The following is a 15309-nucleotide window of genomic DNA, read 5'->3' on the forward strand; positions in this document are numbered from 1 at the left end:
ACTCACAAGAAACTTGAAGGTGGGCACACAAGGCCGACGTGACTCCATCGACCTCAGTTATATGTCCCTCGTGTACTGATTTTTATCATTATTGGCTCAGCTACTTTGAGCGACATTGATTCTGTCAGCACGTCTGTGGACGTACGAACTGAATAAGTCAAACCAAGTTAATGCGACAGAATATCACGCCTCGGCCAGCCTGCGCGCCCGAAAGGACTCAACAGTCTAGACGGGACGCCCCCCGTGCACGGCGTCTGTGTCCAAACGTTCCAGCACAAACGCCTTCGCGTTGCGCGTCATCTGGTCGAGATGCCGGTCGCGTTGCTTCTCTGCATCGATCATTGCCCGCTTGCCGTGTTTTTGCAGCAGATACGTATGTATCTGCCGCACCTCCACAGAACTGTAGATCGAAGTGACATCCAGTAAGCCCATCAAGCCTTCCGTGCCGTGATCACGGGTATTCATCAGCACCTGAGTGCCGCGCACGCCCAGCACTTGAAAGCCCATCGACTCGAACCAGGGCACCTTGGCGACGGTGCAGGTCAGTTCGGCATGCGGGTAGCGGCCGAGCATGTCTTGCAGCATCGCCCGGGCGACGCCCCGCCGCCGATGGCTGGCCTGCACCGCCATGTACGCCACGCCGCACGCCTCGGGATCGTCCTTGACCGGCAGGTACAGCAGAAAACCGATGACCTGCGCAGGGTCTTCGTCGTCCGTGGCGACGATCAATTCGACAGCAATCCCTTTGGATCCGCCGAGCGCTTCCAGGTAGAGATGAACCTCGTATCCCACCGTGTATTGATACACGTTGTACAACGGGTTGCTCGGCGCGATGCCCACCATGCTGATGTCGGTTAAATTGTCGACGACCATCTGCAGTATCTGGCTGTTGATGGGCTCCGGGCACGGAGTGGCGAAGTGGGTGAGCTGGGGCATTACGTTTCTGACTCCTAAGGCTTACTGAGCATCAGCCCCGCTATTGTCACAGATCGAGCGCCTCGCAGGAAAATCACCGTTCAGGCGCGACGATGCGGAAGCGGATGTTGATGTCGTTGGAGACAACCTTGTCGGCCCACTCCCCTTCCCCGATGTTGAAGTCCCTGCGTTTCACAATGATGTCGCCATCGAAGATCCCGATGGCCTTCTCCGGCTTCAACAGCACTTTCACCTGCAACTCGCGCGTCATGCCCCTGAGCGTGAGGTTGCCGGTGATCAAGTAGCGATGGTCGCCCAGTGCTTTCACCCCGGTCGATTCAAAGGTCGCCACCGGATAGTCCGCCGTGTTGAACCAGGCAGGCTTTTGCAGCTCGCTGTTGGCGTCGCTGCCCCCGGCGTCGATGCTGGCAAGGTCGATGGTCAGCCTGGCGTGGGCCGAGGCGGGGTTTGCCGTGTCGAAATCGAGCGTGGCGTCGAACTTGCCGAACCTGCCGTACGCCCTCGAGCCGAACTGGCTATAGGTGAACGATATCTTGCTGGCGGTGGTGTTCACCTGGGTGTATTCGACGGCGTGGGCACAGGAAAAGGTGCCGGCCGTGAGGATGGCGAACAATGCGGCGAAACGCGGGAATCGAGGGCTCATGGGATTCTCCGGTTGAAACGCCTTGGGATTCAATCACCGCACAGGTGTCTCAATGGACTTAAGCAAATATTCGATGTTTATTCCAGTGGAGCAGTGTCCTACAGTCTTTGGACTCGCCGGAAAGCCCGATGCGCCTAAAGTTGTGTTCTCGGCCGCCGACTTCCTATTATTAATCCCTCTTACGAAGGACCGTAAAGTAGTGAACCTGCAGCGTAAAATTGACGAGGTTTTCGGGGGAAAAGCCTTCGAACGGCCGCTGTTCTATTCCTGCCCGGGAGGTTTGCGATTTAGCCTTTCCGAAAAGGGAACTGCCATTGAACAGTTTCTTCTGGCGCTGCAAAAAGCACGATGCATTTGCGAGGACATTTTCCCTGACGAAGGATCGCTCGTTGTGTGTCTTCGTGTTCGCTCCGGAACAAATCCATTTGCACTCCGACCTGTTTTAGCAGAGCTTCGGACCGCCGGCATCAGGATTCCCTCGAATCATTCCCGATGGCATACCCTCATTCATCCGGACGATTGGTTTGATGAAAGTGAAGAAGAGTGTTGGGTAAACGTCGCCTTTCATGCCCCTTTGTCGCTACTTCAGAATCTTCTATGGTGTGCATTGGCGAAGGATTTTGGAGACATTCGACCGCGTCCGTTTTGTGACATCTACTTCTTCAACCTGAGCCTGCAGGTCATGGCATTTCCCTACGATGATCGCGGCATGGATGTCGTCGGTCCGAACAGGGCTGCTCTGGCGCAGCTATATCAGAAGCACCAGCGCTTTTTACTACCCCATGATCGGCCAGTGATGGATGAGGTATTCGAAGTCCGAACTTCATCGTAGATTCGCTGGCAACGATGCCTGAACGAGTCGCTTCCGAAATTTTGGCTCGATGGGGCGATAACGCAGGCTCAACCCGAAATGCTCTTCGGCAAAGGAAAGTGTAATGCCAGCACTGATATGGGACCCGTTTGAGCTTTTCAACGTACTTGGAGTTATTCCCACTGAGGGAGAGTCCGGGATCTCACACCGATACATCGTCGAACAGGGCGCTGTAAGACTGCAATTGACCATTTGGCAATTTGATTGCGATGTTGAAGTCCAGCTGTGGGCGGCTCCGCTACCAAACCCCATAGTCCGGTACTCAATGCTCGACTGTCCGGGTATACGGGTCGTTGACGATAAACGCGGTCGTTTTTTAGAGTTCGCGGCGTCTAATACTTTCTCGGGCCGCTACGACGGCTATTCCGTCATTCCTTATGGCTTAAGACTCTGGACAGATCCGCAAATTTTTCTTGAGCCATTCTCCTACTCGTAATTGATGCTCCCACGTCTTTACCCGCCCCACCATTACGGGAGCGCTTACTGTCAAATTCAGTGAGATTGTAATGCGCTAGGTGCGGGAATAAAGGCACCCTACTGGTCGCTGGAAAGTCCTCGATGTCGAGGACCTTCCTGGTTTCTTCAAACGGTAGCTTGACCAGAAGATTCACAACCACCGATCCGCGATATCCGAAAAGATCAGGCGCCCGGATGGGTATGGTAAATCTTGCTGACGATGGTCCACTTGCCTTCTACCTTCAGCAGGTTGAAGAAGTCAGTGAAGCGGAACCCTGAGACGTTGTCGGTATCGACCCGCGCACTGGCTGCCGTACCGACGATGTCGATGCGCACGATGGCGGCTTGGGCTTGCGGGGACGGGCGGAACGCGTTGTCGATGACGTCGTAGAGATTCTGGATTGCGCCGCCGACGAGTTTGTCGCCATCGACACCAAACATCGTGGCCTGCTCGTTGAAAGCGGGCTTCATCAGCGCACTGTCGGCCTTCGCGCCACCTTCGTTGTACTGGTTAAGCACATCGACGATCGCTTTGTATTCCTGAACGTAAGTAAGACTGCTCATTTGCATGACTCCTGATATGTAACGGGTATGGAACCTGTGGGAGCGGGCTTGCTCGCGAAAGCGGACTGACAGTCGACATCGATGTTGAATACCATGACGCCTTCGCGAGCAAGCCCGCTCCCACAGGGATTGCGCTTAACTGACTGGCATTAGGTTTTCTGCGCTACTTGGGTAGTCCCTGAAGGCTCAATGCCGACCTTTTCCCACTTGGCGATGACCAAGGGGGCAATCGCATTGCCCAGCACGTTCAGGGTGGTGGTGCCGCTGTCGATAATCCGGAAGATGCCGGCAATCAGCGCGACCCCTTCCAGTGGAAGACCGGCAGACGCCAAGGTGGCGGACAGGATGATGATGGCGAAGCCGGGAACGCCGGCAGCGCCTTTGGAGGTCAGCACCATCGTCACCACCAGCAGTATCTGCTGGGACAGCGACAGGTCGATCCCATAGAGTTGCGCGACAAAAATCGTCGCCACGCCGAGGAAGATCGACGCACCGTCCAGGTTGAATGCATAACCCACCGGCACCACAAAACTGACGATACGGCGCGGCACACCATAGTGTTCCAGCTTGCTCATCAACTGCGGCATGACCGATGCCGACGCGGCGCTGGAGAACGCCAGAATCAGCTCATTACGGAAGTACTTGATGAGTTTGAAAATATTCTCGCCAATCAGGTAGCAAATACCGCCCAGCACCACCAGCGCAAAGACAATCAGCGCCAGGTAAACCACACCGATCAACTTGAGCAACGGCAATAATGAGGCAAAACCGAAGGTCGCCACGGTAGCGCCGATCATGCCAAATACCCCGATCGGCGCATAAGCCATGACGATTGAGACGACCTTGAACATTGCATCAGAGATGCCTTGAACCACCGCCACCACCGGCGCGCTTTTCTCTCTGGGGAGTGAGTTCAATGCCAGGCCAAACAGCACGGCGAAGAACAGTACCGAGAGCAACTTCGCTTCCGACATCGCGACAAAAACGTTATCGGGGACGATGTTCTGCAAGATGACGAGTGCGCCCTTCGAGGGCTCCATGTTGACCGACGCGGTGCTGTGGGAAATGCCCGAAATATCAGTGCCCGTGCCGGGCTCGAAAATATTGGCGAAACACAGCCCCATCACAATGGCCAGGCCGGTAATCGCGAAGAAATACCCCAGCGACTTGACGCCCATGCGCCCAAAGGACTTGTTATCGCCGCCGCCGGCAATCCCCAGGATCATGCAACAGAACACAATGGGAACAACGACCATCTTCATCATCTTGATGAAGATATCGCCAAGGGGTTTGAGGATTTCAGAACTGATCCACCCTTGATATTGCGGGTGTGTATTGAAGTACCAACCGACGAGCACGCCAAGCAACAGCCCGGCAACTATTTGCCAAACCAAAGGGATACGTTTCATGTCTAGCCTTCTTGTTGGAATGAAAGGACTGCGTTACAGGGCAGTTGCTAGAGTCATGAGCTTCCAGCTCATTTGAAATCAAACGGCACAACCACGTTGTGCCGTTACTTTTATTACTTTGCGAAGAGCTGGCTCATATCCTTGAACGCCTTGAACTCAAGTGCGTTGCCACACGGATCGAACAGGAACATCGTGGCTTGTTCGCCGACCTGCCCCTTGAATCGAATGTAGGGTTCAATCACAAACTCGGTGCCAAAGGACTTCAGGCGCTCGGCCAGGGCTTCCCACTGCTGCCACTCCAGGATGATGCCGAAGTGCGGAACGGGTACGTCGTGGCCGTCTACAGGATTGCTATGCACACTCTCCTGAGAAGCGGTCTTTGGATGCTCATGAATAACCAGTTGGTGACCGTAAAAATCAAAGTCGACCCACTGCGTGCTGGAGCGCCCCTCTTGCAGCCCGAACACTTCACCGTAAAAGGTGCGTGCCGCCGCGAGGTCATAAACAGGGATCGCCAGGTGAAAAGGAGAAAGGCTCATCGGAACTCCATCGGTTTTGTTTTTGATTACGGAGCCAATCGTAGAGCCGCAGACCAAGCAAAAAAATCAATATATATTTCTTAGAAACACAATTAATATTTGTGAATGATCAAAGAACTGAAAACACTCATCGCCGTTGCGCGGGAAGGCACCTTTGCCGCTGCCGGCAACAGGATCGGGCTGACGCAGGCCGCCGTGAGCGCCCAGATGCAACGTCTGGAGGCCGAGCTGGGTTTCCAGATTTTCGACCGCAAGGGCCGCTCGGCTCACCTGAACAGAATGGGGCATCAGATACTTCTGCAGGCGCAGGAGCTGCTTCGCCTTTATGACAATCTGGGGTCCACCACGGTTGGGCTGCCAGCCAACGTTCTGGTGAACATCGGCGCCATCGCTTCCGTGCAGCGCTCGTACTTACCGGATGCGCTCGCCAAATTTCACCAACAATGTCCGCAATGCCGAACCCGTGTGATCCCAGGTCTGTCGATGGAGTTGGTCAACCTGGTGGATGCCGGCGAGATCGACATGGCGGTGATCATTCGCCCGCCCTTCTCGCTGCAAAGCGATCTGCGCTGGACGACCCTGGCACTTGAGCCCTACCGGCTGATCGTTCCGCGTGACATGCCCGGAGAAGACTGGTCGGAACTGCTTTCCAGCCACTCCTTCATTCGCTATGACCGATCATCCTTCGGCGGCAGGCAGGTCGATCGCTTCTTGCGGCAGATGCATTTCACCTTGCGTGAAGTGTGCGAGCTGGATGAACTGGAGGCCATTATCAAGCTGGTCGAAAATGGCGTCGGTGTGGCGCTGGTGCCGCAAACAGCGACCCATCAGGCTTGGCCCGCCGGCGTGCGCGCGCTGGATCTGGGGCAACACACCTTCCATCGTGATATCGGCCTGGTACATCGGGCTCGGCAAAGTTTTACCGAACCGGTACGGGTACTGGCCCAACTGATCGTTGAGCAGGTTCAGAGCGGCGCTTGAATCAAACCTGCACAGCCACGACACACACTCTGTAGCAGCTGGCGAAGCCTGCGTTCGGCTGCGCAGCAGTCGCAGAATCAGAGATTGCGGTACGTCAGACAGACCGCCTCAGTCGATTCACGACTGCTTCGCAGCCGAACGCAGGCTGCGCCAGCTGCTACAAAAGTTGCGTCGCGGCTGATTACGAATAAGCCCCAACCATCCACTTCACTTTTTCCAGCGCCTCGCGCAATGCGCCCATCTCCACGGAGCCCAGCGCCAGGCGAAACGCATGGGGGACGTTGGCCGATGTGGCAAACGGTTCAGCAGTTGAAACCGACACGTTTTCCCGCATCAACGCCATGGCGATCTGATCGGCCCTTGCGTCTTCCGACAACGGCAGCCAAAGAAAATACGACGATGGATGACGAATGCAGCGCAGCCCCGCCAGTGCCTCGCCGGCCACGGCTTGCCGCGCTTGCGCGTCCTGGCGCTTTTCCGCTTCCAGTTGCATGACAGTGCCGTCGTCGAGCCATGTGGTAGCGATCGCCGTCATCACACCCGGGGTATTCCAGGTGGTCGCTTTGATCGTGCGCTCCAACGCAGGCACGTTTTTGAGGGGGGCGACGACGAAGCCTACGCGCAGTCCCGTGGCCACACTCTTGGAAAGCCCTGACACGTAAACCGTCCTCTCCGGGGCGAGTACCGCCAGCGGTGCGGGGGGATTCTCCGCCAGGAAGGCGTAAGCGGCGTCCTCAATGATCAGCAGCCCATGCCGGCGCGCAATCGTCACCAGGTACTCCCGTTGATCGGCACTCATCACCCATCCCAGCGGATTGTGCAGGGTCGGCATCGTGTACACGGCCCGCACGCGTCGATGGCGGCACAGGTTTTCCAGCGCCTCCAGATCAGGTCCGTGATCGAGCACCGCAATGGGCACGATTTCAAGGTGCAGTGTGTCGGCCAGGACCTTGAATCCGGGATAGGTCAATGCATCCGCTGCAATCACGTCACCGGGTTGCAACAGCGCCATCAGGGTCACGGCCAGTCCCTGCTGGGCACCGTTGACGATCAGCACCTGCTGCGCCTCAACCGCCAGGCCTCGAGCGCGCAGATGGCGTGCCACCGAGGCGCGTTCATGCAGACGCCCCGCGTGTGGCTGGTAGCGCAGCAATGATTCCAGATCACCGGCCGATGCGAGCTGGCGCAAGGCATTTCGCAACAGTTCTGCCTGCCCGGGAAGCGCTGGATAGTTGAAGTTCAGGTCCGTCATGCCGGCGGCAACGCTATGTTGATCGATAGCCTGGTTTGGCGACCACGACGTTTCCCTGACGAACGTCCCCCGCCCCGCTTCCCCGCTGACCAGACCCATGGCTTCGAGCTCTGCATAGACTCGGCTTGCCGTCACCAGGGCCAACCCATGCGATGCCGCCAACTGGCGGTGAGTCGGCAAGCGCGTGCCCGGTAACAGCTGTCCTGAGCGGATATCCGCCGCGAACGCATCCACCAGTGATTTGTACCGAGAACGAGGCATGTGCAAGTGTATCCATGACAATATTTTGATTGTATTGAGTTTCGTCCATACGATGCCTTCCATGCAACCTGAGTAAAGGGGATCCTCAATGGAACGCACATCGAACCTGCAACAACACACGACGGAAAAGACCGCGAGCGGATGGCTCAACGGGTTCATCGGCGTGCTCATTTTCAGCGGCTCGCTGCCCGCGACACGGGTAGCCGTTCTGGAGTTTGACCCGGTTTTTTTGACCGTTGCCCGGGCCAGTATCGCTGCCATTCTGGCGCTGTGCATGCTGCTGCTTTTCAACGAAAAACGGCCGGCCAAGCGTCAGCTTCCCTCCCTGGCAATCGTGGCCCTGGGCGTTGTATTGGGGTTTCCGCTGCTGACGGCACTGGCGCTGCAATATGTGACGTCTGCACATTCCATCGTCTTCGTTGGCCTGTTGCCACTGGCCACCGCAGCCTTCGGGGTCTGGCGCGGTGGCGAGCGTCCCCGGCCGGTTTTCTGGTTCTTCTCGGTGTTGGGAAGCCTGCTGGTGGTGGGGTTTGCCGTCTCCCAGGGCCTGACCGCTTCTCCTGCGGGGGACATCCTCATGTTGCTGGCCATCCTCGCCTGCGGGCTGGGCTATGCAGAAGGTGCGAAGCTTTCAAGAACACTGGGAGGCTGGCAGGTGATTTCCTGGGCCCTGGTGCTGTCGTTGCCCATCATGGTCCCGCTGACCTGGTTCCTGGCCCCGTCTTCGCTCTCAGGAATCACCCCGCCCGCGTGGTTCAGCCTGGCGTACGTCTCGCTGTTTAGCATGCTGATTGGTTTCGTGTTCTGGTACCGCGGGTTGGCTCAGGGCGGGATTGCCGCGGTCGGTCAACTTCAGCTGCTACAGCCGTTTTTTGGCCTGGCGCTGGCGGCCACGCTGCTTCACGAACAAGTCAGCCTTGGCATGCTGGGGGTGACCGTTGCGGTGATCCTTTGCGTGGCCGGTGCACGAAAGTTCTCGAAATAGACGGCTCGCAGTCAAAGCGACTGCTGGTTGGCCCCCCGGACCGCAGAAAGACTAACCTTTTAAGGTAAGGCCTGAATTGCGAAATTGCACTCCACTTGAGCACCCGTTTGCATTCGACCTGACCAGTCATTTGCATTCGTTCGGGCCATCGATTGCATCGGATTTGACCAACACGCTTTCCAACCATGATCGGTTGAGAACGGCCAGAAGCTGTCATCGAGCACCTTGGAAATTTAGGACGCTTCAGGCTGTCACAAGCTCGTGATGGCAAAAGCGAAGTCGGTATCGGAACCGCAGATCACAGCATGACATCAGCGAAATCAGCTGCAATTCCGCTGGTGCAATTTAATTAAGGGCTGACAATGACCTTGATGTCCGAGCCCGAGATACTCTTGATGTATGAGTAGCTCGTTCCCAAGACGGCCAACTGTTCCTTCGACACCTTCTTCGCTGATATCGCGGGTTGGACGATCACAAATTTGAAGATCAGCTCATGGTCGTGGCATTTGTTGCGCAGTATCTCCAACTGCTGAGGCGTGCCCTTCAGGATTCTGTCGAAGTCCTTCAGCAGTGATTGCTGGTAACGATCCATCAGTCGGTTGAAGAACTTATCGTCCGTGTACAGCCATTTCACCGATCTCGACGCCTGACCGCATACTTCATAGACGTCGGCGACGCGGGCCCCGGGGGCGTCCGTCACGGGGCAGAATTTGCAATGGTAAAGGTCGACGTAAATGGCGTCCTTGTTTTCCCGAATTGCCACGAGATCAGCAATTTCGCCTTTGCCGTCATCGTTGAAGACTATGGAGTAGTCATCAGCGATCTTGTCAAAGGTGAAGCCTTGTACTGAGTCCTTACGTCGGTCTGCACGCATGGACTCTTGATGGATTTTCGTCGTTCCCCAATCCCAGGGTTCGAGCAAACCGGCAGGCAGTTTTACATCCATGCTGTTGAGCGAGTACTGACGGTAGTTGCCTTGCACCATGGAACCGTCGACCTTGAGCAAAACAAGCGGCTCTGCATCCAGGTAGGAGTCCAGTGGCATTTCGTGGGGGTAAAGGATCTTCACACCTGGGCAGGAGGTCTTGTATCCGTCCTCCAACAACTTGATGGCGATGGTAGTGAGGCGACGTTCTTCGCCATCGTTACCCACGACAAGGACGGGGATCTCCAGCGTCCGCACTCCACTGTACTCAGGCTTACCAAGCTCGACGTCGAGAAGGTTGAAAGTCTCTCCCTGAAAATATAGCGAGATCCTTTGCTCGTTTTCGATCGCGATCGACACAGGCCAGTCGGCGTAGAACAGGCCTTCTGGCCATCTGTCCTTGATTTGGTCAACACGCATGACATTTTTGAGTACGTCAGCAGGGTCGATGGTGTTGTCGTTGAGTTTGACCGACATGCGCTTGCACCACTCGACCCAGTAGTTGATTGGAGAGGAGTTCATCTCCCAAATCTTGCCCTTGTGCGAGCAGCCCACAGTGGTTCGTTCTCCATCCTCAAAACCGGTGGCGAAGATGTTGGACTTTGTCGCATTGCCTTTCTCGATGTCGCTAATCACCTGGTTGATATCGCGCCCCACGTGCATCGTGAATCGCAGGTCTTTCCGGGCGCGGGACAGGCCAACGTTCTGCAGCTTCATCAGCTTGATGTCGTGGAGCGCACGGAAGGTCGGCTCACCATTGATGCGACGAGGGTCTTTGGCTACCAGGTTGAGAAAGCGAGTTGCCTGGGTATCGTCACCTGAGGTGTGAATGAACAGGGTTTTCTGCGCCTTGTTATAGAAAGCAATGTACAGATTCCAATTGGTATCGACGATTTCTTCGGTTTGAGCCCACCCAACCATAGTCTCTCGCCGAGTCACGGCAATGACGGTATCGGCCTGATCATTGATCGAGATGTACTGCAGTGTTTCCCTGCGTCCATCCAGACCCTGCGCACGCTGTGGTGTCCAGTCTTTAGAGGAGACGTGATACGCCACGGCGCTGATTTTGGGGTTCGGGTTCAGCCCAAAAATCACTTGGGCATCGTCACCGTCAGCAAACTGCTCGTTGAAGTCAGCCCTCTCAATTTCCCGACCTACCTTTTGCTCGCTCACGTTGCGAATGACTGCACCCCAGTCAGCACTCTCCTTGTAGAGTTCTGCCATCTGGTGGTCGGTTTTCTGATTAGCGATGTTCGCCACGAACTTGGCATCACCAAGGGCGGCATCAACCCTCGTCAACCGACCAATGAACTGGAGCGTCACCGCGGGGCTTTGATGTTGATCATGAATTGCGGCGATTTTGAGCTCAGGCAGATCGAAGCCTTCCCCAAGCATGTCGACGCAGACGATGATCCGGTGCTTCTTCTCGACGATCTCCGCCATCACTCTGGCTTGGTTCGTCACCTTGCTGTGAATCAGGACTGGCGTTAGGTCGACGTGCTGCTTATAAATCTCAAACAGGTCTGTCGCCCGCTTGTGCGACTTGGCTCGCACCATCATCAAATGGTTGTACCCAGCCTTGAGGTCAGCCCGGAGCAGCTCAACAGCCTTGTCTGCGATGGCCTGGTCAGACAGCTTGAGGTTGTATTCTCGTACCGGATGGAACTCGATGCCTTTGAAATAGCCATCAAGCTGCGCATCCCGGAGCGGGTAGTTGTAGATGATCTTGCCGGCCAGAGCCAGACCATCCTCCCGGAATGGCGTCGCTGTGAACTGAATACAAGGTTTGCCGCTGAAGGCGGTTTTGATTCGGTTCCAACTCGCTGCCACCACATGGTGAGCCTCATCGATCATCAGGTGGCTGCACATGTTCACCAGCGCCCCCAAGGCAGCGTCTTCGAATAGCAGTAGGGCCTGGGGGGTGGCCACAATGATGTTGGCAGTAGCTAATTTTGCAACCTGCGCCTGAGACAGCTTCGAATCGATGGCTGCAACAATGGGGTTGCGCGCTATGTCCGATACCGCCCCCACGGTGCGGAGTGTCTTCATCTCCGTGCACTTGCCCACCAACTGTGTTCTGAGGGCATCCGAGGGAACCAGGATCAAGGTTCTGGCCATCCTCGCAGCGATGATTAGTGCGAGCATGGTGTCAGTCTTCCCTGTACCGGTCGGCATGACCACTGTGGCGGTCGAAGAAGGATCAACCACCAGGTGCCCCAAGGTGGCGTAAAGCGCAGCCAGTTGCGGCTTGCGCAGCCCGGGTGCGTTCGTCTTGGGATCGTCGATACTGAAATTGAAGAGATGGTTTTGCCAGCTCTGGTACACATCCAAATGCGTTATGACTACATCGTCCATGGCGAATACCTAGAGGCAGAAAAACTTCTTGGGAAAAGATGGCGATATGGTAGCACGCCCCTATTTTTTCCATGACCTTAACCGCTTAGAGATACGGACAAAACGAGTCGAGCCCCACGCAGGATGGCCGAACTGTCGTGCCCGCTTTTGCCGAAAGCTGTCGTACGTGAGCGTCGGCTATCGGCCGATTCTGTTGAAAAAGTCGGCTTCGGATTCCACGGCAGAAAAGTACGTGCCTGAGATTGAAATCTGTGTTTTGGGCAGAAGGCTCAGGACTCGGATTTCACGTAGCAGCGTGCAAAAGTGGTGTTTTCACCCATCAATATTCGTGCGTTTTGGGCAAACCGACTTTTTCAACAGAATCGGCCAATAGCGGTCAGTGAACATCTACCCTATTCTGTTGTGCAGGTACACTTTCTAGTGTTGAGCGTCACTTATCTTCCGCCTGCAAGGAATGACAATGAGACCGCCAATAAATGTCACATACCGCGCTGTTCATAAAAACACTGCGTGGCGGAAGTCGCGGGGTCATACATCGCTAGAGAACGCGCTATACGGTCAAAACGACGGAGCGCCTGGATTATTCGAACATCGGGCGCGAATTGACTATGAAAAGCATGGTGAGCCGCTTTATGTCGTTATCTGGGAGGACGGTGAGCCCCTCGGCTACGTAGTTAAGAAGGACAGTTCGAGCAGTGACGGTACGATACGGGTGCAAGTGGACGTCGGTTTACTACGGAAGTACGACGCCAACGGCGGCGCCACCGTTACTGAACTGGAAGCCCACTTCTCGTCAGCAGTCGTTAATCTGGGACTGCCCGCAAAAATACCACTAAGGGAGTCTTCTATCGATCAAGCAGAGGAAGGGGCTCTTTCGCTTGGGGAGCATCTCCTGCGGGAGCGCAATGCTGCACTAGTAGAAGCAAAGAAAGCCGATGTGTTTCGCGCCACCGGCCGCTTAGCTTGTGAGGCGTGTTGTTTCGACTTCGCGGTGATGTATGGTGAGGTTGGCAACTACTACTGTGAGGTTCACCACACGGAATCGCTTGGTTCACGGTTAGGTAGCGAAAAAACATCGCTCCAAGATCTCGTCGTATTGTGCTCAAACTGTCACAGCATCATTCACCGAACCAAACCCATGTGGAGCGTTAACGCTCTCGTTACGCATTTGAAGACAACCCGGACCAAGCTCCCATAATGCGGGAGCTTTGGATAGAAAATGAGGCAGTTTCGTCTCGACTAACCGCATTGGGTCGGTTGCAGCCGGTCGTGGCAGGCAGAAAACGGCCGATTCTGTTGAAAAAGTCGGTTTGCCCAAAACGCACGAATATTGATGGGTGAAAACACCACTTTTGCACGCTGCTACGTGAAATCCGAGTCCTGAGCCTTCTGCCCAAAACACAGATTTCAATCTCAGGCACGTACTTTTCTGCCGTGGAATCCGAAGCCGACTTTTTCAACAGAATCGGCCAATAGCGGACCTAGGAAAAATTTACCCTAAGCAGCCGTTGGCCCCAATGCCAACGCGTATGGCATTTTTTGTTTTTATACCGCACATTTAGCGAATGGCGTCTTCTCGCGATCGCATTGCCAGTCGCAGTGTTTGAGGGAATTAAAGTGACACGTTCAGCACGTAAATTGGCCTCTACTTTAGTTGGTGCATGTGCCATCACAATCGCGCTTCAGTGCATGGCGGAATCGACTCCTTCTAACGTAGAGTCGCTAATTATCGGCGACAACTGGAAAGAGGCATCGCGGGCGATTTTCCTGGAAGCCAAGTCGGTGGACCGTTTTGAGTGGACCATCCCCACAGGACAGGCCAAAGCCGGCTTTCTCGAAGATGCCCTCGATACGATTGCTGGCATGCCCCCGAACACGCAGCCTGGAGCACTTCTGGCACTTGTTGTCGATGTCCCATCAATTTCGCCGGAAATGAAAGCGGGGTTGGTTCAACGGGCATTAGATGCAGCCAGGAAAATTTCTGGAAAATCTGCGAACTACCTGAAATCCGGGGATTTAACCAAGGTCGCACTTTTCTATTCTCGGAACGGTGCAGAGTCTGAAACCCGAGCAGTCTTTGAAGAAGCGCTAAGAGCCGCCGAGAGCGGCATAAATGAAGAAGGTAGTGGTGGATACCGACAGGTTACTGAAGCCATGGTACGCGAATCTACTGGTAACCGGGACTGGATGATTGCGTTAGTAAAGCAACACCTTCAGCGCACAGAGAAATCGGCCGAATCTGCATTTGCCTATCGAGATCTAGCCCAAGTCGCAGTACGGCTTCAAAGAAATGAACTGGCCATAGACCTCATTGAGCTAGGTATCTTATCAGCGAATACTATCAACCAAGCTCCTATGCAGAAGTTGGCGCTTGAGAGTTTGACTGGTGTTGCAACAGAGGCGGGGTACACCAAGAGGCTGCCAGAGAAGTCTCCGTACGCAGTTGCCATTCAAGAGGCAAGGTCTGGTAATCCGCAAAAGGCTCACGCGATTGTTTCAGGGCTATCATCGAATCTATACGTTGATCATGCATTAGACGCCTTCAAGAGCGTGTTCGAAGATGCGGTGAGACGGGGAGACCTGACCACGGCGCTCTATTTTGCCGAGCATCCGGTGAGAAAAATTTCCTGGGTAGAGTCCGATGTCTGGCGACAAGTTGCTGAGATACAGGTAAAAAATGGAGTAAGAAAGGATGCTGCGGCTAGTTACCACCGGGCAGTACTAGCGATTTCAAATAGTCCGGAAAAAATTCGTTACTTTGAGGAAGTAAAAGCAACGGTAGCTCTTGCGGAGTCCATGCGTCAAAACGGGTTTGATGCGGAAGGCGGTAAAGCAATCCTTGATGCTCTGGCCATGATTGACCTGATTCCAGAAAGACTTGCAGATGACCGTATCAAAGCATGTACGTTACTTTCCGAAGCACTTTGGCGCAGTGGAATGTACGCCGAGGCGAAGCAGCAAATTCTTCGAGCCTACCGGCTCGCTAACAGTTATGGAGGCAAGGCGGGCTCGGAGAAAAGTCGTCTACTTTCCGGAATAGGACGAGCCACCTCGACATTCATCCCTCAAGCTGGTGAGCAGTGGGTGTCAAACAACAATCAGAAGAAGTCGAAATAAAGTTCGTCATTCGAG

Annotated in this window: 13 protein-coding genes; 6 read left to right on the forward strand and 7 right to left on the reverse strand. The window is 55.0% G+C overall.

The annotated features are described in order from the left end of the window. Positions 1-225: 225 nt before the first annotated feature. Both ACA044_RS19360 and ACA044_RS19365 read right to left on the reverse strand, forming a co-directional pair. Positions 226-936 (reverse strand): GNAT family N-acetyltransferase, encoded by a 711-nt coding sequence (locus ACA044_RS19360; protein ID WP_497442833.1) that lies wholly within the window; start codon positions 934-936, stop codon positions 226-228. Between the two features lie 73 nt (positions 937-1009). Further along, positions 1010-1579 carry a YceI family protein gene (locus ACA044_RS19365; RefSeq protein ID WP_497442834.1) on the reverse strand — a complete coding sequence of 190 codons (570 nt, stop codon included), beginning with the start codon at positions 1577-1579 and terminating at the stop codon, positions 1010-1012. A gap of 52 nt (positions 1580-1631) precedes the next feature. Between ACA044_RS19365 and ACA044_RS19370 the strand changes: the two genes are divergently transcribed. Together ACA044_RS19370 and ACA044_RS19375 are read left to right on the forward strand one after the other, a co-directional pair. Further along, a complete protein-coding gene (locus tag ACA044_RS19370; protein WP_497442835.1) occupies positions 1632-2411 on the forward strand; it encodes a DUF3885 domain-containing protein in 780 nt (259 codons plus the stop codon). 103 nt (positions 2412-2514) lie between these two features. Further along, positions 2515-2886: a Ypar14, super integron cassette gene (locus ACA044_RS19375; RefSeq protein ID WP_497442836.1), complete on the forward strand. Its 372-nt coding sequence runs from the start codon at positions 2515-2517 to the stop codon at positions 2884-2886. 203 nt (positions 2887-3089) lie between these two features. On the opposite strand, the gene ACA044_RS19380 is transcribed toward ACA044_RS19375, so the two are convergent. The 3 genes from ACA044_RS19380 to ACA044_RS19390 form a co-directional block, all read right to left on the reverse strand. Continuing rightward, entirely contained in the window at positions 3090-3470 is a 381-nt protein-coding gene (locus tag ACA044_RS19380) for a nuclear transport factor 2 family protein (RefSeq protein WP_497442837.1), read from the reverse strand. Between the two features lie 149 nt (positions 3471-3619). Beyond that, positions 3620-4879, reverse strand: coding sequence for a cation:dicarboxylate symporter family transporter (locus ACA044_RS19385; protein WP_497442838.1), 1260 nt, complete (start codon positions 4877-4879; stop codon positions 3620-3622). 113 nt (positions 4880-4992) lie between these two features. Beyond that, positions 4993-5418, reverse strand: coding sequence for a VOC family protein (locus ACA044_RS19390; protein ID WP_008013629.1), 426 nt, complete (start codon positions 5416-5418; stop codon positions 4993-4995). 105 nt (positions 5419-5523) lie between these two features. Between ACA044_RS19390 and ACA044_RS19395 the strand changes: the two genes are divergently transcribed. Next, positions 5524-6399 (forward strand): LysR family transcriptional regulator, encoded by an 876-nt coding sequence (locus ACA044_RS19395; protein WP_497442839.1) that lies wholly within the window; start codon positions 5524-5526, stop codon positions 6397-6399. Positions 6400-6580: 181 nt separating this feature from the next. Here ACA044_RS19395 and ACA044_RS19400 read toward each other — a convergent pair whose 3' ends face one another. Then, entirely contained in the window at positions 6581-7912 is a 1332-nt protein-coding gene (locus ACA044_RS19400) for an aminotransferase-like domain-containing protein (protein WP_497442840.1), read from the reverse strand. Between the two features lie 88 nt (positions 7913-8000). Between ACA044_RS19400 and ACA044_RS19405 the strand changes: the two genes are divergently transcribed. After that, positions 8001-8897 carry a DMT family transporter gene (locus tag ACA044_RS19405; RefSeq protein ID WP_497442841.1) on the forward strand — a complete coding sequence of 299 codons (897 nt, stop codon included), beginning with the start codon at positions 8001-8003 and terminating at the stop codon, positions 8895-8897. A 349-nt stretch (positions 8898-9246) separates the two neighbouring features. On the opposite strand, the gene ACA044_RS19410 is transcribed toward ACA044_RS19405, so the two are convergent. After that, positions 9247-12177 (reverse strand): DEAD/DEAH box helicase, encoded by a 2931-nt coding sequence (locus tag ACA044_RS19410; RefSeq protein WP_497442842.1) that lies wholly within the window; start codon positions 12175-12177, stop codon positions 9247-9249. 460 nt (positions 12178-12637) lie between these two features. Here ACA044_RS19410 and ACA044_RS19415 point away from each other — a divergent pair, with 460 nt between their 5' ends. Continuing rightward, positions 12638-13375 carry an HNH endonuclease gene (locus ACA044_RS19415; protein ID WP_497442843.1) on the forward strand — a complete coding sequence of 246 codons (738 nt, stop codon included), beginning with the start codon at positions 12638-12640 and terminating at the stop codon, positions 13373-13375. 419 nt (positions 13376-13794) lie between these two features. Then, positions 13795-15294, forward strand: coding sequence for a hypothetical protein (locus tag ACA044_RS19420; protein WP_497442844.1), 1500 nt, complete (start codon positions 13795-13797; stop codon positions 15292-15294). The last annotated feature ends 15 nt before the right edge of the window (positions 15295-15309 follow it).

The organism is Pseudomonas sp. LBUM1673 (assembly GCF_059695645.1).